Here is a 23965-nt window from a genome sequence, read left to right on the forward strand (position 1 = left end):
GGTGGCCCTCACCGTGTCGACCCTCCGATCACACGTGTCGTCCCTCCAATCACACGAGATGACCCTTCGATCACGCGAGATCCGCCTCTGATCACGCGAGTCCCGCGCTCCACCACGCCGGTCACGGGTTTCGCTCGTGCGCGGAGGGGCATCGGGTGTGATCGAGAGGGCATCATGCGTGATCGGAGGGTCATCACCCGTGATTGGAGGGACGACACGAGGCCGCGCCGGGAGTCCGGCGCGGCCCTCGCGGTCTACTGGTTGCAGCGCTTACCGGTGTTGATGCAGTTGACCACCTGGTTCATCAGGCGCTGGCCCATGACGTTGGCGAAGTCGTCGTGGTCCGAACGGGGGTTGTGCTTCTCCTGGGGGAAGGCGTCCACCTTGTACTGGCCCTTCACCTGGATGTCGTGCGGGATGTCGTAGACCAGCTTCATCACCAGCTGCGGCACGTTCTTGAAGCCCTGCGGGCACTTGCCCTGCTGGTCGGCGAACACGATGTGCGTGCGGTGGTTGGCGCTGTCGATGTTCTTGCCGTCCCAGCAGTTCGGGAAGGCGTGGATGCGCTCCACCCGGCTGCCCTGCGGGCAGATCGGGTAGTGGTCGGTGAGGCGGTCCTCGAAGCCGGTGCAGGTCCAGCTCGGGCGGGCGTTGGCCGGGCCGTTCGTGCTCTGCTTGGCGTCGCCGTAGAGGATGCGGAGGAACTGCGGCATCGCGACGACCTTGCTCGCGCCGCCGCTGGTGAACGTGATCGTCGCCGAGCGGACGCGCTGGATTTCGCCGTCGTTGTCGGCGACCTCGTTCTTGTCGTTGACGCCAGGCAGTTCGGCCGCCTGGCCGGTGCTGTTCTGGCCGCCGTTGTCGATGCCGCCCTTGCCGTTCTGCTTGAGCGCGCACTGCGCGAGCCCGCCGAGGTCGGTCGGCTTCGCCGCCCGGCGGCCGATCGCGATGGCGATCCGGTCGATGGTGGCCGCGCGCTTGTCCTTGAGCGGGCCGACGACGGCGTTCTGGATGTCCTGCGGGGTCTTCAGGTCACCGCCCGCGATCCGCTTGTTCGCCTCGTCGATCTGCTTGTCGAGCAGGTCGAGGTTGCGGTTGACCTCGTCCATCGCCTGGTCGGGGACGTCGGGCAGCTTGCTCGCGACGTCGGGGCAGTCGACCTGGGCGCTCGCCTTGTCCTTGGCGCTGCCGGCGCGGTCGGGCTGCGTGGCGGGCGGGTTCTTCTCGGCGTCGCCGGTGTCGATGCGGACGACGGGCCAGAAGTAGGCGGACTTGTCGCCGTTCTTGCAGGTCGTCCCGGCCTTCACCAGGCTCTTGTTGTTGGAGTCGGCGTTGGTGGAGAGGTTGCCGACGTAGTCGTGCAGGTGCTGGGCACCGTTCTTGACACCCGGCTGCGCGATGAAGTTGTCCGGGTTGAAGTGCTGGTTCTCGTTGCGGCCGCAGTCCACGGTGAACGTGCCGCGCGCGCCCTTCCGCTGCAGCGCCTTGTTCACGTTGATGCCCGACGGGACCTTCGCGATGTCGATGAAGAACGACGGGTCGGCCTCGTCGGCGCTGGCCTCGCCGGTGCGGCCGGCGGTGGTGGCGACGACGATGCCGCCGACGGCGAGCGCGAGCGCCAGTCCGCCGGTCGCGATCTTCGTGCGGCGGGTGATGCGATGTCTGCCCGTGGCGGGGGTGCGGGACGTATTCCGGGCCATGTTCACCTCGTTCGGTTTTCCGGGCACGCCGAAGAAAGCCTGCGTGCCCGGGCTGGAGACGCGCGGAACCCGGGGAGTGCACCGGGGCGCGGGCATCGGGGGAACCCGCCCGGTGTCACTGGTTCCGGCATTGGGGGGAACGGACCCCGGCGCGGTGCGGTTCAGCGCGTTACCTTTTCGTTATTTATGGAAGGTGAACAAAGTGCACGTCTACGCATGTGATCGCTAACATCGACGCATGCCCGTGGACGACGCAGGTCCCGACAGCCCGCTCCGCGCGCGGCCGGTCCGGCGCCGGGGCACGCTCGGGGTGATCGCGACCGGGGCGTCGGCGTCGGGGCCGGTCTTGCACGGCCTCCGCACGGCCGCCCGCGAGCAGGAATACGCGCTGAGCGTCTTCAGCGTCTCGGGCACCAGCGGTGCGGCGGTGCCGGCGGCGGTGGCCGGCCTGCAGCTGCAAGGGGTGGCCGGGATCGTGGTGCTCGACGGGCACCTCTTGGCCGAGCGGGCCCTGGTCTCGGCGGTTCCGCTGGTCCCCGCGGCGTCCACCGACCAGTACGCGGGCGCGCGCCGGGCCACCGAGCACCTCCTGGAGCTGGGCCACCCGACGGTCTGGCACCTCGGCGGCCCGGAGGAGGGCCCGGTGGCCCGCGCCCGCGAGCAGGGCTGGCGCGAGACGCTCGAACGCCACGGAGCCGAGGTGCCCCCGGTGGTCCGCGGCGACTGGTCGGCCCGGTCCGGCTTCCGCGCGGGCCAGTCCCTGGCGGTCGAATCCGGGGTGGGCGCGGTGTTTTCGGCGAACGACCACATGGCACTGGGCCTCCTGGCGGCGTTCGCGGAGGCGGGCATGCGGGTCCCGCGCGACGGCCACGTGGTCGGCTTCGACGACGTCCCCGAGGCGGCTTACTACGCCCCGCCGTTGACGACGGTCCGCCAGGACCACGTGGCGGCGGGCCGCCGGACGCTGGCGATCCTGACGGCCCGGCTCGAGGGTGCGACGGTGCCGGCGTGGGGCACGGTCGAGGCCGAACTGGTGGTGCGGGAGAGCAGCCGCTGCCTCAAGGGCGCGTAGCGCAACGGCGGCAGCGCCCGGCTCGGGGCGGTGGACCACCTCGCCGGCGCGGGAACCGCTGTTCGAGCGGCCTCGCCGGGCCGGGTGGCGGCAATCCGAGGGCAGGGTCAGAGCCGCAGGCGGTCGCCCAGTCCGCGGATGTGGGCCGCCGCGCCGCAGTCGAGGTCCAGCTGGCGGCGGCGCTCCGCGACGAACGCCCGGCCCAGCCCCGTCCGGTCCGAAGTGGACATGCTCCGGCGCAGTTCGTTCAGCAGTCCGCGTTCCTCGCCGCGGACGTGCGCGTCCACGGCGGTTTCCAGGCGCAGCAACGCCTTCTCGAAGTCTTCGTCCTCCAGCACGGCCAGCAGGTCCTCGGCGAACGGAGAACCCGCCGCGTCCGGGCGGACGATCCGCTCCGTCGCCGTCGCGTGCGCGACCAGCAGGGCCGACAGCTCCGCCACCAGCGCCGGCCGGTCCGCTTCGCTGTTGCGCAGGTCGCGCAGCAGCTGCTCGAAGCGGCGGTGGTCGGCCAGCAGCACCTCGACCAGGTCCGAGCCCGGGGCCGCCGCGGCCGGGGCCGGGCGCATCCAGCCGAACGTCAGCTCCACCGCCTGGCGCCAGTGCGCGTACTCGGAGTCGCGGCGGGCCGGGTCCATCGCCGGCAGCCACTGGCCCGCCCGGTGCCAGTTGCGCCGCAGCCCCTCCAGGTCCGGCCAGTACCCGACGGACAGCCCCGCCGCGTAAGCCGCGCCGAGGGACACCGTCTCCGCCACCATCGGGCGCACCACCGGCACGTCGAGGACGTCGGCGATGAACTGCATCAGCAGGTTGTCGGCCGTCATGCCGCCGTCGACCTTCAGCGAAGACAGCGCCAGCCCGGAGTCGGCGTTCATCGCGTCGACGACTTCGCGGGTCTGCCAGCCGGTCGCCTCCAGCACCGCCCGGGCCAGGTGGCCCTTCGTGATGTACGACGTCAGCCCGGCGATCACCCCGCGCGCCTCGCTGTGCCAGTGCGGCGCGAACAACCCGGAGAACGCGGGCACGATGTAGCAGCCGCCGTTGTCTTCGACCGTCCGGGCGAGGGTCTCGATCTCGGGTGCGCTGCCGATCAGCTCGAGGCCGTCGCGGAACCACTGCACGAGCGACCCGGTGACGGCGATCGACCCTTCGAGCGCGTACACCGCCGGCTCGTCGCCGATCTTGAAGCCGACCGTGGTGAGCATGCCGTGGGTGGACAGCACCGGCGTCGGGCCGGTGTTGAGCAGCAGGAAGCTGCCGGTGCCGTAGGTGCACTTCGCCTCGCCGGGCGCGAAGCACGTCTGCCCGAACAGCGCCGCCTGCTGGTCGCCCAGGGCCGCCGCGATCCGGATGCCCGGCACCACGCGCGACGTCGTCCCGTAGACCTCCGTCGACGACCTGATCTCCGGCAGCATCGCGCGCGGGACGTCGAAGAACTCCAGGAGCTCGTCGTCCCAGTTCAGCGTGCGCAGGTTCATCAGCATCGTGCGCGAGGCGTTGGTGACGTCGGTGACGTGCACGCCGCCCTCGGCGCCGCCGGTGAGGTTCCAGATCAGCCAGCTCTCGATGGTGCCGAAGAGGACGTCCCCGCGTTCGGCGCGCTCGCGCAGGCCGGGGGTGCGTTCGAGCAGCCAGCGGATGCGGGGCGCGGAGAAGTAGGTGGCCAGCGGCAGGCCGCACAGCTGCCGGACGCGGTCGGCGCCGGGTTCGCGGGCGAGCTGTTCGAGCATGGCGTCGGTGCGGGTGTCCTGCCAGACGATCGCCCGCCCGACCGGGTTGCCGGTCCGCCGGTCCCAGAGCACGGTGGTCTCGCGCTGGTTCGCGATCCCGAGCCCGACGACCTGCTCGGCGGTCGCCCCGGCGTCGGCCAGGGCCTGCGGGACGATCCGGGAGAGGTTCCGCCAGATCTCGGTCGCGTCGTGCTCGACCCAGCCGGGCCGCGGGAAGTGCTGCTGGTGCTCCCGCTGGACGACGGAGACGAGCCGGCCGCGGGCGTCGAACAGGATGCACCGGGTGGAGGTCGTGCCCTGGTCGATGGACATCACGTACCGCTGGACCATGGTCCTCCCTTCACCATCGGGCCGCACCCAGGTCGCGGGACACCGCGCGGGCCGCGTCACGGACCTGGGTCAGCAGTCTCGGGCTCGGGGCGCCGTCGGGCTCGCAGATCCGCTCGGCCGCGCCCGACACCCCGATCGCGCCCACCACGATGCCGCCGTGGCCGCGGATCGGGGCCGCGATCCCGGCCTCGCCGGCGACCATCTCGCCGTTCTCGGCCGCCCAGCCCGCCTCCCGTACCTTCGCACACGCGCGCTTGATCGCCGTCTGGGTGACGAGGGTGCGGCGCGTGTACGGCTCCGGGACCGCCTTCAGCGTCGTGTCGTAGGCCAGCAGCACCTTGCCCAGCGCGGTGGCGTGCAGCGGCAGCAGCGTGCCGACGTCCAGGGTCTGCAGGCTGTCGTCCGGCCGGAACACGTGGTGCACGACGAGCACCCGGCCCTCCAGAGGCGCGCCGATCCGGACCGCCTCGCCGCTGCGGGCGGCCAGGGCGTCGGCCCAGTTGATCGCGCGGGACCGCAGCTCGTTGACGTCGAGGTAGCTGGTGCCCAGGTGCAGGAGCGCCGCGCCGAGCTGGTACTTGCCCGTGTCGCGGTCCTGCTCGACGAACCCGACGCCCTGCAGCGTGCGCAGGATCCCGTGCGCGGTGCCCTTCGCCAGTTCGAGGGACTCGGCGATCTCGCCGACGCCCAGGCGCCCCGAGCCGCGCGCCAGCAACCGCAGGATCGCGGCGGCGCGCTCGATGGACTGGATCGGACCGGGCACCGCGCGACCCTAACCCGACCGGCCTCGATTCGACAATGTCGAACATCCACTTCGGCCGTTCGACAATGCCGACCGCCGTCCGTTGACCATCCCGACCAGCGAACTTAACTTTCAGCAACCAGTAGGGGGACAAGGTCCTTTGTGGAGGAAAGCAATGGTGCGAAACCTCAAGGCCCGCGGGCTCGCCGGCGAAATGGCCGCCGAGTTCGTGGGGACGATGATCCTCATCCTGTTCGGGTGCGGAGTGGTGGCGCAGGTCGTCGCCGCGGGCATCGGGGACCACGACAGCATCGCCTGGGCCTGGGGGCTCGGCGTCACGCTCGGTGTTTACGTCGCTTCGCGGATCAGCGGCGCGCACCTGAACCCGGCCGTGACCATCGCGCTCGCGGTGTTCAAGGGTTTCGAATGGCGCAAGGTCGCCCCGTACGCCCTGGCCCAGACGGCCGGCGCGTTCCTCGCCGCGCTGCTGGTGCGCTGGAACTACACCGAGGTGCTCAACGCCAAGGACCCCGGCCTCACCATCAAGACGCAGGGCGTGTTCTCCACCCTTCCGGGTAACGGCACGCTGCCCGTGGGTGACTGGGGCGCCTTCCGCGACCAGATCATCGGCACCGCGATCCTGCTGATCGTCCTGTTCGCCATCACCGACCTGCGCAACACCTCGCCGGGGGCGAACCTGGCCCCGGTCGTCGTCGGCTTCCTCGTCGTCGCGATCGGCATGGCCTGGGGCACGGACGCCGGCTACGCGATCAACCCGGCCCGCGACTTCGGCCCGCGCCTGGCTTCGTGGCTGACCGGCTACGACACCGCGTTCACCGACCAGTACGGCTTCCCCTACTGGTGGATCCCGATCGTGGCGCCCGTGATCGGCGCGCTCATCGGCGGCGCGATCTACAAGTTCCTCATCGAGCGGTTCCTGCCCGCCGGGGAACCGCTGGACGCCATGCCCGCCAAGGACCTCGAGCCCGCCAACTGAGCCCAACCGAGTAGGAGCACGACCATGCCGGACTTCGTCGGTGCCGTGGACCAGGGCACGACCAGCACCCGCTTCATGATCTTCGACCACGGCGGCAACGAGATCGCCCGCCACCAGCTCGAACACGAGCAGATCCTGCCCAAGCCGGGCTGGGTCGAGCACGACGCCACCGAGATCTGGGAACGCACCCGCTCGGTCATCGCGACCGCGCTCAACAAGGCGAACCTGAGCGTCACCGACCTGGCCGCGCTCGGCATCACCAACCAGCGCGAGACCACGGTCGTGTGGAACCGCCGCACCGGCCGCCCGTACGGCAACGCCATCGTCTGGCAGGACACCCGCACCGACCGGATCGCCTCCGCGCTCGAGCGCGAGGGCAAGGGCGACGTCATCCGCCGCAAGGCCGGCCTGCCGCCCGCCACCTACTTCTCCGGCGGCAAGCTGCAGTGGATCCTCGAGAACATCCCGGGCGTGCGTGAAGACGCCGAGAAGGGCGACGCCCTCTTCGGCACCACCGACACGTGGCTGATCTGGAACCTCACCGGCGGCCCGGACGGCGGCGTGCACGTCACCGACCCGACCAACGCCTCCCGCACCATGCTGATGGACCTCGAAACGCTCGACTGGGACGACGAGCTGCTGTCGTTCTTCGACGTCCCGCGCCAGATGCTCCCGGCGATCCGGCCGTCGTCCAACCCCGGCTTCGGCACCACCCGCGCGGACGGCCCGCTCGGCGGCGAGGTCGCCATCACCGGTGTCCTCGGCGACCAGCAGGCGGCCACCGTCGGGCAGGTCTGCTTCCGGCCCGGCGAGGCCAAGAACACCTACGGCACCGGCAACTTCCTGCTCCTCAACACCGGCCAGGAGCTCGTCCGCTCGAAGCACGGCCTGCTGACGACCCTGTGCTACCAGTTCGGCGACGACAAGCCGGTCTACGCGCTGGAAGGCTCGATCGCCGTCACCGGGTCCGCGGTGCAGTGGCTGCGCGACCAGCTGGGCATCATCAGCGGCGCGTCCCAGAGCGAGAGCCTGGCCCGCCAGGTCGAGGACAACGGCGGCGTCTACTTCGTCCCGGCGTTCTCCGGCCTGTTCGCCCCCTACTGGCGTTCGGACGCCCGCGGCGCGATCGTCGGGCTCACCCGCGCCACGACCAACGCGCACCTGGCCCGGGCCACCCTGGAAGCGATCTGCTACCAGACCCGGGACGTCGTGGAGGCCATGCAGAACGACTCCGGCGTCACGCTCGACGTGCTGCGGGTGGACGGCGGTGTCACCGCCAACGAGCTGTGCATGCAGCTGCAGGCGGACATCCTCGGCGTGCCGGTGTCCAAGCCGGTCGTCGCCGAGACCACCGCCCTCGGCGCCGCCTACGCGGCCGGGCTGGCGGTCGGGTTCTGGAAGTCCACCGACGAGCTCGAGCAGAACTGGAACGAGGACAAGCGCTGGACGCCGTCGTGGAGCGACGAGCAGCGCGCCGAGGGCTACGCGGGCTGGCAGAAGGCCGTCGGCCGCACGCTCGACTGGGTCGACGTGCAGTGAGCAAGAGGAGGAACACCGTGACCCCGCTTTCCCCGCAGTACCGCGCCGAGACGCTGCGGAAGCTCGTCGAGGAAGAGGTCGACGTGCTCGTCGTCGGCGGGGGAGTGACCGGGGCCGGCGTCGCGCTCGACGCCGCCTCCCGGGGGCTGTCGACCGCGCTGGTCGAGGCCCGCGACTTCGCCGCCGGGACGTCCAGCCGGTCGTCCAAGCTGATCCACGGCGGCCTGCGCTACCTGGAGCAGCTGGACTTCAAGCTGGTCCGCGAGGCGCTCAAGGAGCGCGGGCTGCTGCTGCAGAAGCTGGCCCCGCACCTGGTGCGGCCGGTGAAGTTCCTGGTCCCGCTGCAGCACCGGGTGTGGGAGCGCGGCTACATCGGCGCCGGCGTCACGCTGTACGACACGCTCGGCGGCGCCCGCGCGCTGCCACGGCACCGGCACCTGTCGAAGCGCGGCGCCGCCAGGGTGGCGCCCGGCCTGGCCGACGACGCGCTGATCGGGGCGATCCAGTACCACGACGCCCAGGTCGACGACGCCCGCCACACGATGACGATCGCGCGGACCGCCGCCGAGCAGGGTGCTTCGGTGCTCACGCGGACTCGGGTGACCTCACTGCTGCGGGAGGGCGAGCGGGTCGTCGGGGCGAAGGTCGTGGACCGCGAGAGCGGCGTCGAGTTCGAGATCCGCGCCCGCACGGTCGTCGCCGCGACGGGCGTGTGGAGCGACGACATGGCGGAGGCGGCCGGGATCCCCGCGCCGTTCACCGTCCGCGCGTCCAAGGGCATCCACCTCGTGGTGCCGCGGGAGAAGATCGACCTCGACACCGGGCTGATCCTGCGCACCGAGAAGAGCGTGCTGTTCGTCATCCCGTGGGGCCGGCACTGGATCGTCGGCACCACCGACACCGAGTGGGACCTCGACCGCGAGCACCCGGCGGCGAGCCGCGCGGACGTCGACTACGTGCTCGGACACCTCAACGCCGTCCTGCGCACGCCGGTGACGCACGACGACATCGAGGGCGTGTACGCCGGCCTCCGCCCGCTGCTGGCGGCGAAGGCGACCGCGACGACGAAGCTGTCGCGGGAGCACGCGGTGGCGCGCCCGGTGCCGGGCCTGGTCATCGTGGCCGGCGGCAAGTACACGACGTACCGGGTGATGGCCGCGGACGCCGTCGACGCCGCGGTCGAGGAGGTCGGCCGCCCGGCCCCGCCGTCGTGGACCGACCGGCTGCCGATCGTCGGGGCCGACGGCTACCACGAGCTGTGGGCCGACCGGTTCGCACTGGCCGCGCGGTCCGGGCTGCCGCTCACCCGCGTCGAGCACCTGCTGCAGCGGTACGGCACGCGGATCTGGAACCTGCTCGACCTGATCGAGGAGGATGCCTCGCTGGCTTCGCCGATCACGGAGACGTCGGAGTACCTCCGCGTGGAAGCCGTCTACGCGGTCTCGCACGAGGGTGCGCTGCACCTCGAGGACGTCCTCACCCGGCGGACGCGGATCTCGATCGAGGAACGCGACCGCGGCGTCGCGGCGGCCCCGGTCGTCGCCGCGCTGATGGCACCGCTGCTGGGCTGGGATTCCCACCGGACGGACCGCGAGGTGGCGAACTACCTGGCCCGCGTCGAGGCGGAGCGCTCGGCCCAGGAAGCCCCGGACGACGCGGCGGCGAACGCCACCCGTCTCGCGGCCCCGGCGCTCCTGCCGAGCTGATCCGGCGTGCTCACGGAGCCGGGACGCATCCGAGCTCCGTGAGCACGTACCGGGCGTTGGCCGAGATGACCGGGTTCGTGTGCCGGTAGTACGGCAGCTGGATCACGGCCATCGACAGCGCGCGGCCGCGGCCGCGCGCCCAGGCCGCATCGTCGGCGCCGACGGCCTCGCGGAAGGGGTGCCGGGTCTGCGCGGTCAGCAGGTTCCACGCGGGGATCAGGTCGGCCGCCGGGTCGCCGCGGCCCGCGGTGGCCCAGTCGAGGACCCCGGACAGCCGGCCGTCGCGCAGCAGCAGGTTGCTCGGCATCAGGTCCCCGTGCACCCAGCACGGCGCTCCGGTCCACTGTGGAGCGTCGAGTGCCTCGGCCCAGACGTCCAGGGCCGCCGCCGCGTCGAACGGCTCGTCGGTGTGGCTCAGTTCTCCGATCGCCTCGCGGGTGGCCGTGTCCACGGTGGACAGCGGCTGCCCGCGGGAGGCCGGGGGACCCTCCGCGGGGTGCGCCCGCAGCGCGACGACGAACTCCGCCAAGCCCTCGACCGGGCGGCCTTCGACCGCCGGTTCGCCGTCGAGCCAGCGGTGCACCGCCCATGGCCGCGGAAAGCCCTCGCCGGGTTCGCCGAGGGCGGCGACGGCCGGGACGGCCACCGGCAACCCGGTGAGCGCGTCCAGGGTCCGGCGTTCCTGCTCGACGTCCTCGGCGGAGCGGGGCAGCCGGACCGTCAGGTCGTTGCCGAGCCGGTACACGGCGTTGACCGTGCCGCCGGAGGCCAGGGGACCGATCGGCCGGTCCGCCCACTGCGGGAACTGCGCGCGCAGCAGCCGCCGGACGAGCGCGGTGTCGGTGGCGGACATGTGCCCACCGAACCACGCACGTCAACGGGGTTTCCGTGCGCCAGGTGTTCTGTCCGGGGAGGTTGTGGTCGGTGCGACACGTGATCGGATGATCTTGGTGTGAGGAAGGCTGGCCCGGCTCCCGCCCGGACCGGGCCACCGGACGCCCGGTTCGCCGCTGCGAACACTCCGCACCCGGCGACCTGGTGCAGTACGGCCAGGGCACCCCGGATTGCACGACGATGCATGGCCGTGCATAATCATTCGCATGTCCAAGGTGCTCACTTCCCTGCCCGTCGGCGAGCGTGTCGGTATCGCCTTCTCCGGTGGCCTCGACACTTCCGTAGCGGTCGCGTGGATGCGCGACAAGGGCGCGGTGCCCTGCACCTACACCGCCGACATCGGCCAGTACGACGAGCCCGACATCGAGTCGGTGCCGGGGCGGGCCGCCCAGTACGGCGCCGAGATCGCCCGGCTCGTCGACTGCCGGGAAGCCCTGGTCGAAGAGGGGCTGGCCGCGCTGACGTGCGGTGCGTTCCACATCCGCACCGGCGGCCGCAGCTACTTCAACACCACCCCGCTCGGCCGCGCCGTCACCGGCACGCTGCTGGTGCGCGCCATGCTCGAGGACGACGTCCAGATCTGGGGCGACGGCTCCACCTACAAGGGCAACGACATCGAGCGGTTCTACCGCTACGGCCTGCTGGCCAACCCCTCCCTGCGGATCTACAAGCCGTGGCTCGACGCGGACTTCGTCACCGAGCTCGGCGGCCGCAAGGAGATGTCCGAGTGGCTGGTGGCGCACGACCTGCCCTACCGCGACAGCACCGAAAAGGCCTACTCGACCGACGCCAACATCTGGGGCGCCACGCACGAGGCCAAGTCGCTGGAGCACCTGGACACCGGCATCGAGATCGTCAAGCCGATCATGGGTGTGGCCTTCTGGGACCCCGCGGTCGAGATCCCGGCCGAGGACGTCACGATCGGCTTCGAGCACGGCCGGCCGGTGACGATCAACGGCAAGGAGTTCGCCTCCGCCGTCGACCTGGTCCTCGAGGCCAACGCCATCGGCGGCCGCCACGGCCTCGGCATGTCCGACCAGATCGAGAACCGGATCATCGAGGCCAAGAGCCGTGGCATCTACGAGGCGCCGGGCATGGCCCTGCTGCACGCCGCCTACGAACGGCTCGTCAACGCCATCCACAACGAAGACACCCTGGCCAGCTACCACAACGAGGGCCGCCGCCTCGGCCGCCTGATGTACGAGGGCCGGTGGCTGGACCCGCAGGCGATGATGCTGCGCGAGTCGCTGCAGCGCTGGGTCGGCACCGCGATCACCGGTGAGGTGACGCTGCGGCTGCGGCGCGGCGAGGACTACTCGATCCTCGACACGACCGGCCCGGCGTTCAGCTACCACCCGGACAAGCTGTCGATGGAGCGGACCGAGGACTCGGCGTTCGGCCCGGTCGACCGCATCGGCCAGCTCACCATGCGCAACCTCGACATCGCCGACTCGCGGGCGAAGCTCGAGCAGTACGCGAGCCTCGGCATGGTCGGCGGCGCCAACCCGAAGCTGATCGGCGCCGCCCAGGCCGCGTCGACCGGCCTGATCGGCGCGATGCCCGAAGGCGGTGCCGAGGTCATCGCCTCGCGCGGCAAGACCGACGACGTCGAGCTGCTCGACAACGCCGCGATGGAGTTCGGCACGGACTGACCGCCCTCGTTCACGGGACGAGCACGACCTTGCCGGTGACCGTGCCGGATTCCGCCAGTGCCAGTGCCTTCCCGGCCTCGGTCAGCGGGATCCGCGCGGCCACCTGCGGGGTCAGCGTCCCGCGGACGGCGAGCTCGAACACGGCCGTCAGGTCCTCGGCCAGGCGCGCGCGGAACCGGGCGGGGTTCCGCTTGCCGCCCCAGACGTTGTAGAAGTGCGTCCGGCGCCGGTTCGGCAGGACGTTCCACCACAGCAGGCGTCCCACGAGCCTGAGCACCGGCAGCCGTGAGTTCCCCGGAGCGTCCTTCGTGGACGCACTGCCGTAGGCGACCAGTGTCCCGCCCGGCGCCAGCATGCGGAACGACTCGGTGATGCCGGGCCCGCCGACGTGGTCGAACACGGCGTCGACACCGCCGGGCGCCAGCCTGCGCACTTCGGCGGGCACGTCGCCGCGGTAGTCGACGGCGGTCGCGCCGAGCGCGGTCACCACGTCGCGGTTGCGGGCGGACGCGGTCCCGATCACCTCGATCCCGGCCGCGCGGGCGAGCTGCACGAGCGTCGTGCCGACGCCGCCGCTGGCCCCGTGCACCAGGATCGTCCCGCCGGCCGGCACCTTCGCGATCCGGTGCAGCATCTGCCACGCGGTGATGCCGTTGACGACGAACGTCTCGGCCTCGGCCGGGTCCAGCCCGGCGGGCACCGGGACGAGGTCGGCTTCCGGCAGGACCAGGTGGCTGCGCCAGCCGCCGATCTTGGTCAGAGCGGCCACCCGGCGCCCGAGCAGGGCCGGGTCCCCGGCTTCGAGCACGGTGCCGACCACGTCGTACCCGGGCACGAACGGGAAGGGCGGCTGGTCGTAGTACTTGCCGCGGCGCATCTGCTGTTCGGCGAAGGAGACACCGGTCGCCTCGACGCGGAGGAGTGCTTCGCCGGCGCCGGGCCGCGGCAGCTCGCGGTGTTCGACACGCAGGCCGTCCGGCTCGACGACGCCGGGGAGGACGATTTCGGTGACGGTCATGAGGGTTCCTTCCGGTTGTGAGTGACTGATCAATCACTCAATGGGCGCGAAAAAGGTGCCTGGTGCGGGGGTCAGTGTTTGCCGGGGTGGCGGATGCCGGCGGACAGCACGGCGGCCCAGTCGCCGCTGCGCGCGTCGAGGTTTAGGGTGGCGATGAGGTGGCAGAGCTGGCCGTAGGCGACGAAGCGCTGCACCTCGTCGTCTTCGGCGCCGGAGCGGGTTTTGGCCAGCTCGGTCACCTTGGCCAGGCCGCGGCGCACGGCGTCGGCGATCTCGGGGGTGTCGGCGGCCGACTGGGCGTGCACCTGCAGCATGAGCAGGTTCCGATCGGCGATGAGTTCCGCATACGCGCCACCCATCTCGTGGAGGATCTTCCCCGGATCGCCGTCCTCGACGCGGGCCGCGCCGTTGGAGAGGGCGTGGGCGACGAGTTCGTAGCACCGATCGAGCGCGGCGACGAAGAGGGAAACCTTGCCGGGGAACAGCTTGAAGACGTACGCGGGCGAGATGTCGGCCCGGGCGGCGACGGCGCTGATCGGGGTGCTGTGGTAGCCGCCGCGCGCGAACTCGGCGATGGCCGCGTCGACGACGGCGTCCCGCCGGGCGTCCGAGGTGGAGAGGGTGGCACCGCGTCTGGTCATGTGAGTGACTGTACACTCACTCTTGCCGGGAAGGCAACCCGGGTCGTGTCCGGCCGGCGATGACAGACTCGCGAAAGCGAAGCCGGATGCGCGTGACAAATTCCTCGCCGACGGAAGACACCGACCCGCCGGGCCGGTGCGCCGCCCTCGGCGCGCCGACCGTTTCCTGATGCGGGCGACCGCCGGAATCCGTCCGGCGGGCCGGAGCCGCTGCCGGAATCCGGCGGCCCGGAACCGCCGGGATCCGCCCGAATCGTTTCCCGCCAACGCAATCCTCCCTTGGTAGGTACCGGATCACCGTGCCGGGCGCGGAGTATTCCGTGCCACCACGTCGAAACCTCACCGGCTGGAGGAACACTTCGTGAAAACCACCTCAAGAGTCCTTCGTGGACTCGCGGCCCTTTCGGCCGTCACGGCCGCGGTCGTCGCGCTGCAAACCCCGGCCGCCGCGGCCGCGGCGCGGACCGATCTCGGGATCACCATGCAGGCCCAGCAGAAGGACCAGTGGTGCTGGGACGCCAGCGGCAACACGATCGCCGACTACTGGGGCCATTCCCTGACCCAGACGCGGTTCTGCCAGATCGCGCACAACGAATCCGGCAGCGACTGCGCCAACAACCAGGGGTACCTGTCCGACCAGCAGCGCGTGTTCCGCTACCTCGGGTTCACCGACGTCGGCACGTACTACTCGAACGGACAGACGCTTTCCTTCAGCGGCATCGAAGCCCAGATCGACGCCGGCCAGCCGATCGGCACCCGGATCGGCTGGCGCTCCGGCGGCGGCCACATGCACGTCCTCTACGGCTACGACAACTCCAGTGGCGCCACCCGCGTCGAATACGGCGATCCCTGGCCGAACAACAGCCGCTACAACTCGATGAACTACGACACCTACCGCTCGAACAGCCAGTTCCAGTGGACCCACACGCTCTACGGGATCGAGGGATGAGCATGCTGCGGAAAGCGATGGGCGTGGCCGTGCTGGCCGGCGCCGCGATGTTCACCACGGACGCCGCCGCGAGCGCGGCGAACGAACCCGCCGGCGCGCCGACCGCCGCCGACACCGCCGCCATCGGGCAGGTCACCGGCGGCCCGGCCACCCTCGGCCGGCTCGCGCACACGAAGTTCCCCGGCGCCCACGCCGCGGCGGCGCAGCAGGCGGCCGACCCGCGCACGCAGGTGCCGGTCTACGAGCCGACGGCGGCGTTCGTCGCCGGCACGTCGGACGTCCCCGCCGCCCTCGCCTACGTCGCGGTCCCGGCGCGGACCGGCGACGGGACGGCCGCGACGGTGTGGGCGGAACGGCAGGGCCCGGCGTGGACCGTCGTCAACGTCGCCTCCGGCGACTACGAGCGGCAGTACGCCCGGGCCGCGGCCGGCGGCTACCTCCTGCACGAGCCGCAGGTCAACGCCTGGTACGCGGTGCACGACGACGTCGTGACGGTCCTGGACGGCTCGGTCACCGGCCTCGCCGCGGGCACGAAGCTGTCGCTGAAGGACTACCGCGCGGCCCTGCACCGGCGGTACGCGGACAAGCTGCCGGGCTCGGCCTACGACCGCGACGGCGCGGGCGGCGGCTACGGCGGCCGGGAACGCGCGGTCCCGGCCACCGACTCCACCGGTCCCGCCGACCCCGCCGACTCCACTGACGTCCCGGTGCTGCCGTTCGTGTTCGGCGGCGTCCTCGTCCTGGTGGCGGGCGCGGCCGCGGCGCCGCGGCTGCGGCGGCAGTAGGACGCGAGGGGCCGCCGCTGCCCGGCGGCCCCTTGGCAGCGGGTCATGATCAGGTCACAATGCGCCATGCCCGTTTCGCCCGGTGCGCCGCCGGAAACGGCGCGTCCGGGGCTGAGCGCGTCGGACCTCGCGCTGGTGGAAGCGCTCCAGCGCGACCCGCGGGCGCCGTGGACGCGGATCGCCGCCGCCGTCGGCACCGACGCGACGACGGCGGCCCGCCGCTGGGAACGGCTGCAGGCCGCCGGGCTGGCCTGGCTCACCGCCTATTCGACCCCGCCGACGACCACGGTCGGGTACGTCGACCTCGCCTGCCGCCCGGACGCGCTGAGCGCCCTGACCCGTGAGCTGTGCGGCTGGCCGTCGGTGTTCAGCGTCGAGCGCACCACCAGCCGGTTCGCGTTGTTCCTCGGCCTGGCCGCACGCGACCTGGACGCACTGGACGCGCTGGTCACCGGCCGCGTCGGCGCGCTGCCCGGGGTGCGGGAGGTCCGCTTCGCCGTCGCGACCCGCGTCTACCGCGAGGGCAGCGGGTGGCTGGTGAACGCGCTGGCACCGGAACAGCGGGCGGTGCTGGACGACACCGCGGTGCAGGCCCGGCTGGTCGTGCCGCAGCAGTGGAACGACCGGGGCCTGCGGGCGCTGGTGGAGTCCCTCGGCGAGGACGGGCGGCGCAGTTACGCGGTGCTGGCCCGCGACTGCGGGATGAGCGAGTCGGCGGTGCGGCGCACGCTGGCGCGGATGCTGCGCAACCACGAACTGGACTTCCGCTGCGACCTGGCGCACGTCCCGGCCGGCTGGCCGGTGATCGCGGGCTACCGCCTTGACGTCGCGGCCCCCGGCCTCGACCGGGCCGGCACGGCGATCGCCCAGCTGCCGGAGACCCGGCTCTCGGCCGCGGTGGTGGGGGAGGGCAACCTGGTGGTGTCGGCGTGGCTGCGGGTCCCGGCCGACTGCACGGCGTACGAGGCGCGGCTCGCGGAGGCCGCGCCCGGCGCCCGGGTCCTGGACCGCGCGATCACGTTGCGGATGCCCAAGCGCATGGGCCGCCTGCTGAGCCCGCACGGCCTGGGCGGCCCGCACCAGGCGATCATCCCGGCCCGCTGAGCACCGCCCCGGCTGACGTAGGGTCGAGAGGGGATCAGACAGCGGAAGGACAGCACGGGTGGGCGAGTCGAACTGGGCCGGGAACGTCACTTACGGCGCGGACGCGGTGGCGACCCCGCGGACCGTCGACGAGGTGCGTCAAGCCGTGGCGGCCGCGTCGCGCGTCAAAGCCCTCGGGAGCCGGCACTGCTTCAACGACATCGCGGACTCCCCGGGCGGCCTCCTGCTGGACCTGCGCGCCCTCGACGCCGGTGTCGAACTCGGCGACGGCACCGTGACCGTCGGCGGCTCGGCCCGCTACGGCGACTTCGCGCAGCAGCTGCACGACGCCGGGTTCGCGCTGCCGAACCTGGCTTCCCTGCCGCACATCACCGTGGCGGGCAGCGTCGCGACCGGCACCCACGGCTCCGGACGCCGTCAGCCGGGGCTCGCCAGGGCCGTCTCCGGGATCGAGCTCGTGACCGCCGACGGTGGACTCCGGACGTTCAGCCGCGCCGACGCCGAGTTCCCCGGCCTGGTCGTCGGGCTCGGCGCGGTCGGCGTCGTCACCCGACTGACCCTCGACGTGGTCCCCGCGTTCGACGTCCGCCAAGACGTCTTCGACGACCTGCCGTGGGAAGCCGCGTACGCGCATTTCGACGAAATCGAGGACGCCGGCTACAGCGTCAGCATGTTCACCAACTGGGCGAACGACGCGATCGACCAGGTGTGGGTCAAGAGCCGCGTCGACGACTTCACCGAACGGCCGGAACTGTTCGGTGCGGTGCCCGCCGACGGGCCCCGCCACCCGGCGCACGCCGCCGGCATCCCGGCGGACAACTGCACGCCCCAGCAAGGGGTTCCGGGCCCGTGGCACGAGCGGCTCCCGCACTTCGCGCTCGCGTTCACCCCGAGCGTCGGGGACGAACTGCAGTCGGAGTACTTCGTGCCGTACCGGGACGCGGTGGCCGCGATCCGGGCGGTCCGGGAGATCGGCGACCTGCTCGCGCCGCTGCTGCTGGTCTCGGAAATCCGCGCGATCGCGGGTGACGACCTGTGGCTGAGCCCGTGCCAGGGCGGCGACCGGGTGGCCCTGCACTTCACGTGGCAGCCGCGCCAGGCGGAGGTCGAGGCGGTGCTGCCGGTGCTCGAGGAGCGCCTGGCGCCGTTCGCCGTGCGCCCGCACTGGGGCAAGCTGTTCCACGGCGTCCCCGGGAACCACCCGCGGCTGGCGGAGTTCCGGGCGCTGGCGGAGGCACTGGACCCGCAGGGCAAGTTCCGCAACCCCTTCCTGGACCGCACCGTCTTCGGGAGCTAACCCGCCGGCGGGGCCGTGGTGGCGCGGACGATCAGGTGGGTGTCCAGCACCTGGGTCGTGTGCTCGTCGGCCTCGCCGTCGAGCAGGCCCAGCAGGATCGTCACCGCCGCGCGGCCGGCCGCCTCCGTCGGCATCGCGATCGTCGTCAGCGGGGGCGCCGAAATCGCGGCGAAGACCAGATCGTCGAACCCCACGAGGCTGATCTCGTCCGGCACCGGCACCCCGCGGGCGTTCAGCCGCGCCAGCGCGCCGAAGGCGACGAGGTCGTTGTAGGCCACGATCGCCGTCACGTCCGCCGCCAGGGCCAGGTCCGCGCCCTGCAGGCCGCCCTCGAACACCGGCGGGAAGGGGCCGAACTCGACGACGTCCGTGCCGTGCCGGCCCGCGGTCTCCGCCAGTCCCAGCCGGCGAGCCCGGTTGGCCCACGACGCCCGCGGCCCGCCCAGGTAGGCGCACCGGCGGTGGCCCAGCGCGGCCAGGTGCTCGATCACCTGCCGCATCCCGTCCGCGGCGTCCATCACGATCGACGGGAGCCCGGGCACCTCGCGGTTGAGCAGCACGAGGGTCGTCTGCCCGGCGAGGGCGCGCAGCTGGTCGTCGGTCATGCTCGGGCTGCACAGCACGACGCCGTCGACCTGCTTGGCCATCCGGCGGACGAGGTTCTGCTCCATCGCCGGGTCCTCGTCGCTGTTGGCGAACAGCACCGCGATGTCGTCCTGCCGGGCGCGGGCCTGGACCCCGTTGAGCACGCCGGTGAAGAACGGGTTGCCCAGGTCGGAAACCACGATCCCGATGTGCCCGGTCCGGGCCGCGGGCCCCGGCTGCGGCGTCCCGGCCGCGTGGTAACCCAGCTCGTGTGCCGCGGCCAGCACCCGGGTGCGCGTCTGCTGCCGGACCAGGTCCGGCGACGTGAACGCCCGCGAGACGGTCGAGATCGACACGTTGGCCCGGCGGGCGACGTCGTGAATCGTCACGGTCACGGCAACTCCTCGGCAGGCTCCGGGCAACATCATGGAAACTCCCTGAGTGCGTTGTCAACAAATCCTGCAAACGGTGCAACCGATGACCGTCGGTTCCAGTAAGCGCTATCTCGAAACGAGCACGACCATCCGGAGTATCGTCGGTTCGACGATTTCGACAGTCCGGTCCGATGATTGACACCTTTGTCGCGCACGCCCTACGGTGGCGACCGGGAGTTCCTCCCGGAAAAGCCTGACCCATTCGTCGCCTCCCGCGCGGGCGCCCCGGAGCGCCCGCCGATCGGAGATCCATGTCGGGGAGCCGGAGCCGCACCGTGGCGGACCCGCCGAGGCTGGCGGTCGTCGGCACGTCCGGCTACGCCTTCAGCTACCTGCACCGCGCGCGGATCCTGCACGACGAAGGACTGGTCCGGTTCGCGGGCATGGCCGACATCCGGCCGCCGTCGGCCGCCGCCGGCGCCCTGCTGCCGCCCGGCGGTACCGCGCACCCGGGTGTCGAGGACCTGCTCCGCCACTGCCGCCCCGACGTCACCGTCGTCGCCACCCCGCCGCACGCGCACGTCCGGACCGGCGCCGCGGTGCTGCGCGCGGGCAGCGACCTGCTGCTGGAGACCCCGCCGGTGCTCGACCTCGACGGCTTCACCACGCTGACGCGGCTCGCCGCGGAGACCGGAGCCGCCTGCCAGACCGGGTTCCAGAGCTTCGGCTCCCCGGTGCTGCCCGTGCTCCGGGCGGCGATCGCGGCCGGGAAGCTCGGGGCCGTGGTCGGCGTGGGCGCGGCCGGGGCGTGGATCCGCACCGACGCCTACTACCGCCGCAACCCCTGGGCCGGCCGCCGGTGGCTCGACGGCGAGGCGGTCGTCGACGGCGTCCTCACCAACCCCTTCTCCCACGCCGTGGCCACCGCGCTGCTGGTCGCCGGGGTGGCCGGGCGCGACCCGGCCGAGATCGCCCTCGAGCTCTACGGCACCCGCGACATCGAAGCCGACGACACCGCGTGCCTGCGGATCCGGTTCGGCAAGGGGCCGGAAATCGTCGTCGCCGCTTCGCTGTGCGCGGAGCAGGACCACGAACCCTACGTCGTGGTGCACGGCGAGCGGGCGCGCGCGAAGTTCTGGTACAAGAGCCACCGCCTCGAAATCGACGACGAGCGGTGCCACCTCGGCGAACCGGCCGACCTGCTGCGCAACCTGATCGCCCACCACCTCGACCCGGACGGCGTGCCGCTCCTCGCGCCGCTGGCCGGCACCCGGGCGTTCGCCTCGGTGGTCGAAGCGGTGCGGGACGCGCCGTCGCCGTCGCGGATCCCGGCGGGCTGGATCCGCACCGTCGGCGAAGGGGCGAGCCGGCACCCGGTCGTGCGGGGGATCGGCGAAGAGGTCGCCGTCGCCGCGGACCGGCTTGCGTTGTTCTCCGAGATCGGCGTCCCGTGGGCGAGTGCCGCGCGACGCCCGGCGGCCGGACCGGCCGCCGAACGCACCGGCTGACGCCCGCCGGTGCTCACCGCGCTGAGGAACGGGTGTCCGGCCCGGGTCCGGTAAGCGCTTTCTCAGCGTGCGCTCGAACCGGCCACTGAATGCTGAAAGCGTTGCTGCACAAGGGCTACTGCTCGGAACTGGCCGTTGACACCGGTGCGGCGCACTGCCTACCGTGAGCCCGCTGACAGCGTTTTCAGAAAAGTGCTGACCGGCTGAGGACGGAGAGTTCGATGGGGCGGGCAACTGTGCGTAGGACCAGGGGACGGGGGATCGCCGCGCTGGCCGTGGTGGTCCCGCTGCTGCTCACCGGGGTGGCCGCCTGCGGCTCGGACTCCGGTGGCGGCGGCGACGTGACCATCAACTTCGTCTGGTGGGGCAGCGAAGGGCGGGCGAACCTGACGAAGAAGGCCGTCGAGCTCTTCCAGCAGAAGAACCCGGGCATCAAGGTGCAGACGTCGTTCTCGGCGTATGCGGCCTACTGGGAGAAGCTGGCGACGCAGACGGCCGGGGGCAAGCCGCCGGACGTGCTCAACGTCGACAGCCGCTACCTGGCCGAGTACGGCGGGCGCAACGTCCTGGCCGACCTGAACTCCGGCGCCGGCAAGGCGATCTCCCTCGCCGACATCAACCCGGAGCTGGCCGCCACCGGTGTCTACCAGGGCAAGCGGTACGCCGTGCCGTGGGCGCAGAACACGCCCGCGATGATCTACGACCCCGCTGCATACATGGCGGCCGGGGCCGACCCGGCCAAGGGGCTGACCTGGGACTCCTACGCCGACGTGGCCCAGAAGGTCGGTACCGCGGGTCCGGCGCGCGGGGTGACCGACTTCGGCATCCTCGACACGGCGCTGGAGATCTGGCTGCGCCAGCAGGGCAAGCAGTTCTACACCCCCGAAGGCAAGCTCGGCTTCACCGGCGACGACCTGCGCCGCTACTGGCAGCTGGCGAGCAGGTTCCGCGACACGAAGGCCGCTTCGCCTGCGGACGTCACCGCGTCCTACAACACCTCGCCCGAGCAGTCGCCCCTGGGCAAGAAGCTGACCAGCTCGGAGTTCGCCTACGACAACCTGCTGCCGGCGTACCAGAAGGCGAACGGCAAGCCGCTGAACGTGGCGCCGTACCCGAGCGGCGCGAACGGCGACACCGGGCAGTACCGGCGGCCGTCGATGTTCCTCGCCGTCTCCGCCCGCAGCCAGCAGCAGCAAGCGGCGGCGAAGCTCGTCGACTTCCTGGTCAACGACCCCGAGGTCGGCAAGATCGTCGGCACCGACCGCGGGCTCGCTCCGAACCTGAAGGTCCGCGCCCAGCTGGCGGCCGGCGCCAAGGGCAACGACAAGACCCTCTACGACTACGAAGCCGCACTAGAACCGAAGCTCGGCGCCGCGCCACCGGTGCCGCCGAAAGGCGCCGGGGCCGTCCAGAAACTCCTGCAGCGCACGTACGAAGAGGTCGCGTTCGGCCGGATGAGCATCGACGACGCCGTCACCCGGTTCATGACCGAAGCCCAGAAGGGACTGTCGTAGCCGATGACGACCCTGCGCACCCCGGACCCGCCGGTCGCGCCACCGGTGGCCGCGCGCGTCCGGCGCCGGGACCGGCCGGCCGGGCGCCGCCGCAAGAGCCAGCCGGAGGCGTTCGCCTTCCTTACGCCGTGGCTGCTCGGCGCGGTGGCGCTGACCGTGGGCCCGATGGTGGTCTCGCTGTACCTGTCGTTCACCGACTACGACATGTTCACCGCGCCGAAGTGGGTGGGCCTCGGCAACTTCGCGCACATGTTCACCGGCGACGACCGCTACCTGCAGTCGGTCAAGGTCACGCTGATCTACGTGCTGGTCTCGGTCCCGTTGAAGCTGGCCGTGTCGCTGCTGGTGGCGATGCTGCTCAACACCCGCCGCGGCGGGGGAGGCTTCTACCGCGCGGCGTTCTACGCGCCTTCGCTGCTGGGCGCGAGTGTCGCGGCGGCGCTGGTGTGGCGGGCGCTGTTCATGGGCGGCGGCCCGGTCAACGAGGTCCTCGCGTTCTTCGGCTGGCACACGCCGAGCTGGGTCGACGACCCGCAGTTCAGCCTCGCTTCGATCGTGCTGCTGGGCGTGTGGCAGTTCGGCGCGCCGATGGTGATCTTCCTCGCCGGGCTCAAGCAGATCCCGGCGGAGCTGCACGAGGCCGCGGCGATCGACGGCGCGGGTGCGTTCCGCCGGTTCCGGCACATCACGCTGCCGATGCTGTCGCCGGTGATCTTCTTCAACCTCGTGATGGAGGCGATCCACGCGTTCCAGGCCTTCACCCCGGCGTTCGTCATCGGGGGCGGCCGCGGCGGCCCGGCCGACGCGGACCTGTTCTACACGCTCTACCTGTTCGAGGTCGGCTTCCAGGACTTCCGGATGGGGTACGCGTCGGCGATGGCGTGGGTGCTGCTGGTCGTGATCGCGGTCGTGACGGCGATCGTGTTCCGGACGGCGAAGCTGTGGGTGTTCTACGACGACGTGGAAAGCACAGGGGAGAAGAAATGACCGTACTGCCACGCACGGCGCGGTCGTTCGGCCGGCACGCGCTGTGTCTCGTCGTCGTCGCGATCGTGCTCTACCCGCTGGTGTGGCTGGCGTTCGCGTCGGTCAAGCCGCCGGACGAAATCCTGTCGCGCCTGGCGCTGCTGCCCACCCGGTTCGTCTTCGACGGTTACCAGAAGGGCTGGGAAGGCGCGGCGGACGTCGGGTTCGGCCGCTTCTTCCTCAACTCGTTCCTGGTGGCCGGCCTCTCGGTGGCGGCGAACGTGCTGTCCTGCTCGCTGGCCGCGTTCGCCTTCGCGCGGCTGGAGTTCCGGTTCCGCGGGGCGCTGTTCGCCTTCATGATCACGACGCTGATGCTGCCCTACCACGTCACGCTGATCCCGCAGTACGTGATCTTCCAGCAGGCGGGCCTGGTCAACACGTTCGTCCCGCTGATCCTGCCGAAGCTGCTGGCCACCGAGGCGTTCTTCGTGTTCCTGATCGTCCAGTTCATGCGCGGGATCCCGCGTGAGCTCGACGAAGCGGCGATCATCGACGGCTGCTCGGTCTACCGCACGTTCTGGCACGTGGTGCTCCCGCTGTCGAAACCGGCGCTGGTGACGACGTCGATCTTCACGTTCATCTGGACGTGGAACGACTTCTTCACGCAGATGGTGTACCTGAACGACACGGAGAAGTTCACCGTGCCGCTGGGTCTGCGGCTGTTCGTGGACACCAGCAGCGAGTCGAACTTCGGGGCGATGTTCGCGATGTCGGCGCTCGCGCTGGTCCCGATCGTGCTGTTCTTCCTCGCCTTCCAGCGCCTGCTGGTCGAAGGCGTCAGCACCAGCGGCCTGAAGGGGTGACC

Annotated in this window: 20 protein-coding genes; 13 read left to right on the top strand and 7 right to left on the bottom strand. The window is 71.7% G+C overall.

Annotation, left to right across the window (positions count from 1 at the left end; all coding sequences use genetic code 11):
* Positions 1-254: 254 nt before the first annotated feature.
* Complete coding sequence (locus tag ACLJOU_RS09725; RefSeq protein ID WP_410565340.1) at positions 255-1700, bottom strand: DUF1996 domain-containing protein; 1446 nt, start codon at positions 1698-1700, stop codon at positions 255-257.
* Positions 1701-1938: 238 nt separating this feature from the next.
* Between ACLJOU_RS09725 and ACLJOU_RS09730 the strand changes: the two genes are divergently transcribed.
* Positions 1939-2772: a substrate-binding domain-containing protein gene (locus ACLJOU_RS09730; RefSeq protein ID WP_410565343.1), complete on the top strand. Its 834-nt coding sequence runs from the start codon at positions 1939-1941 to the stop codon at positions 2770-2772.
* Between the two features lie 107 nt (positions 2773-2879).
* Here the strand turns inward: ACLJOU_RS09730 and glpK (ACLJOU_RS09735) are convergent, their stop codons facing one another.
* Both glpK (ACLJOU_RS09735) and ACLJOU_RS09740 read right to left on the bottom strand, forming a co-directional pair.
* Positions 2880-4829 (bottom strand): glycerol kinase GlpK, encoded by a 1950-nt coding sequence (gene glpK / locus ACLJOU_RS09735; RefSeq protein WP_410565345.1) that lies wholly within the window; start codon positions 4827-4829, stop codon positions 2880-2882.
* 10 nt (positions 4830-4839) lie between these two features.
* Positions 4840-5592 (bottom strand): IclR family transcriptional regulator, encoded by a 753-nt coding sequence (locus ACLJOU_RS09740; protein WP_410565348.1) that lies wholly within the window; start codon positions 5590-5592, stop codon positions 4840-4842.
* Between the two features lie 154 nt (positions 5593-5746).
* Between ACLJOU_RS09740 and ACLJOU_RS09745 the strand changes: the two genes are divergently transcribed.
* The 3 genes from ACLJOU_RS09745 to glpD are packed head-to-tail and all read left to right on the top strand — an operon-like array spanning position 5747 to position 9813.
* On the top strand, positions 5747-6568 hold the full coding sequence (locus tag ACLJOU_RS09745; RefSeq protein WP_410565351.1) for an MIP/aquaporin family protein: 822 nt from the start codon (positions 5747-5749) through the stop codon (positions 6566-6568).
* Positions 6569-6592: 24 nt separating this feature from the next.
* Positions 6593-8107 carry a glycerol kinase GlpK gene (glpK, locus tag ACLJOU_RS09750; protein ID WP_410565354.1) on the top strand — a complete coding sequence of 505 codons (1515 nt, stop codon included), beginning with the start codon at positions 6593-6595 and terminating at the stop codon, positions 8105-8107.
* Between the two features lie 17 nt (positions 8108-8124).
* The gene (glpD, locus tag ACLJOU_RS09755) at positions 8125-9813 is read left to right on the top strand and encodes a glycerol-3-phosphate dehydrogenase (RefSeq protein ID WP_410565357.1); all 1689 of its coding nucleotides are present in this window, start codon (positions 8125-8127) and stop codon (positions 9811-9813) included.
* A gap of 10 nt (positions 9814-9823) precedes the next feature.
* On the opposite strand, the gene ACLJOU_RS09760 is transcribed toward glpD, so the two are convergent.
* A complete protein-coding gene (locus ACLJOU_RS09760) occupies positions 9824-10666 on the bottom strand; it encodes an aminoglycoside phosphotransferase family protein (protein WP_410565359.1) in 843 nt (280 codons plus the stop codon).
* Between the two features lie 247 nt (positions 10667-10913).
* Between ACLJOU_RS09760 and argG the strand changes: the two genes are divergently transcribed.
* Positions 10914-12359 (top strand): argininosuccinate synthase, encoded by a 1446-nt coding sequence (gene argG, locus ACLJOU_RS09765; protein ID WP_410565362.1) that lies wholly within the window; start codon positions 10914-10916, stop codon positions 12357-12359.
* A 10-nt stretch (positions 12360-12369) separates the two neighbouring features.
* On the opposite strand, the gene ACLJOU_RS09770 is transcribed toward argG, so the two are convergent.
* Both ACLJOU_RS09770 and ACLJOU_RS09775 read right to left on the bottom strand, forming a co-directional pair.
* Complete coding sequence (locus ACLJOU_RS09770) at positions 12370-13377, bottom strand: medium chain dehydrogenase/reductase family protein (RefSeq protein WP_410565365.1); 1008 nt, start codon at positions 13375-13377, stop codon at positions 12370-12372.
* 71 nt (positions 13378-13448) lie between these two features.
* Complete coding sequence (locus ACLJOU_RS09775; RefSeq protein ID WP_410565368.1) at positions 13449-14018, bottom strand: TetR/AcrR family transcriptional regulator; 570 nt, start codon at positions 14016-14018, stop codon at positions 13449-13451.
* A gap of 361 nt (positions 14019-14379) precedes the next feature.
* Between ACLJOU_RS09775 and ACLJOU_RS09780 the strand changes: the two genes are divergently transcribed.
* The 4 genes from ACLJOU_RS09780 (at position 14380) to ACLJOU_RS09795 (ending at position 18153) form a co-directional block, all read left to right on the top strand.
* Positions 14380-14967 carry a papain-like cysteine protease family protein gene (locus tag ACLJOU_RS09780; protein WP_410565371.1) on the top strand — a complete coding sequence of 196 codons (588 nt, stop codon included), beginning with the start codon at positions 14380-14382 and terminating at the stop codon, positions 14965-14967.
* The gene (locus ACLJOU_RS09785; protein ID WP_410565374.1) at positions 14964-15752 is read left to right on the top strand and encodes a hypothetical protein; all 789 of its coding nucleotides are present in this window, start codon (positions 14964-14966) and stop codon (positions 15750-15752) included. The genes ACLJOU_RS09780 and ACLJOU_RS09785 overlap by 4 nt, the downstream gene beginning before the upstream one ends.
* A gap of 66 nt (positions 15753-15818) precedes the next feature.
* A complete protein-coding gene (locus ACLJOU_RS09790) occupies positions 15819-16856 on the top strand; it encodes an Lrp/AsnC family transcriptional regulator (RefSeq protein WP_410565377.1) in 1038 nt (345 codons plus the stop codon).
* Between the two features lie 58 nt (positions 16857-16914).
* Positions 16915-18153, top strand: a complete 1239-nt coding sequence (locus ACLJOU_RS09795) for an FAD-binding protein (protein ID WP_410565380.1) — start codon at positions 16915-16917, stop codon at positions 18151-18153.
* On the opposite strand, the gene ACLJOU_RS09800 is transcribed toward ACLJOU_RS09795, so the two are convergent.
* Positions 18150-19133 (bottom strand): LacI family DNA-binding transcriptional regulator, encoded by a 984-nt coding sequence (locus tag ACLJOU_RS09800; RefSeq protein WP_410565383.1) that lies wholly within the window; start codon positions 19131-19133, stop codon positions 18150-18152. The two genes, ACLJOU_RS09795 and ACLJOU_RS09800, sit on opposite strands and share 4 nt — an antisense overlap.
* Positions 19134-19423: 290 nt before the next feature.
* Between ACLJOU_RS09800 and ACLJOU_RS09805 the strand changes: the two genes are divergently transcribed.
* The 4 genes from ACLJOU_RS09805 (at position 19424) to ACLJOU_RS09820 (ending at position 23963) form a co-directional block, all read left to right on the top strand.
* Complete coding sequence (locus tag ACLJOU_RS09805; protein WP_410565386.1) at positions 19424-20620, top strand: Gfo/Idh/MocA family protein; 1197 nt, start codon at positions 19424-19426, stop codon at positions 20618-20620.
* 221 nt (positions 20621-20841) lie between these two features.
* Complete coding sequence (locus ACLJOU_RS09810; RefSeq protein WP_410565389.1) at positions 20842-22134, top strand: ABC transporter substrate-binding protein; 1293 nt, start codon at positions 20842-20844, stop codon at positions 22132-22134.
* 3 nt (positions 22135-22137) lie between these two features.
* A complete protein-coding gene (locus ACLJOU_RS09815; protein WP_410565392.1) occupies positions 22138-23121 on the top strand; it encodes a carbohydrate ABC transporter permease in 984 nt (327 codons plus the stop codon).
* Positions 23118-23963 (top strand): carbohydrate ABC transporter permease, encoded by an 846-nt coding sequence (locus tag ACLJOU_RS09820; protein ID WP_410565395.1) that lies wholly within the window; start codon positions 23118-23120, stop codon positions 23961-23963. Before ACLJOU_RS09815 ends, ACLJOU_RS09820 begins: the two co-directional genes overlap by 4 nt.
* Positions 23964-23965: the final 2 nt, after the last annotated feature.

It is taken from the genome of Amycolatopsis sp. cmx-4-61 (assembly GCF_046548775.1).
Classification (GTDB): Bacteria; Actinomycetota; Actinomycetes; order Mycobacteriales; family Pseudonocardiaceae; genus Amycolatopsis.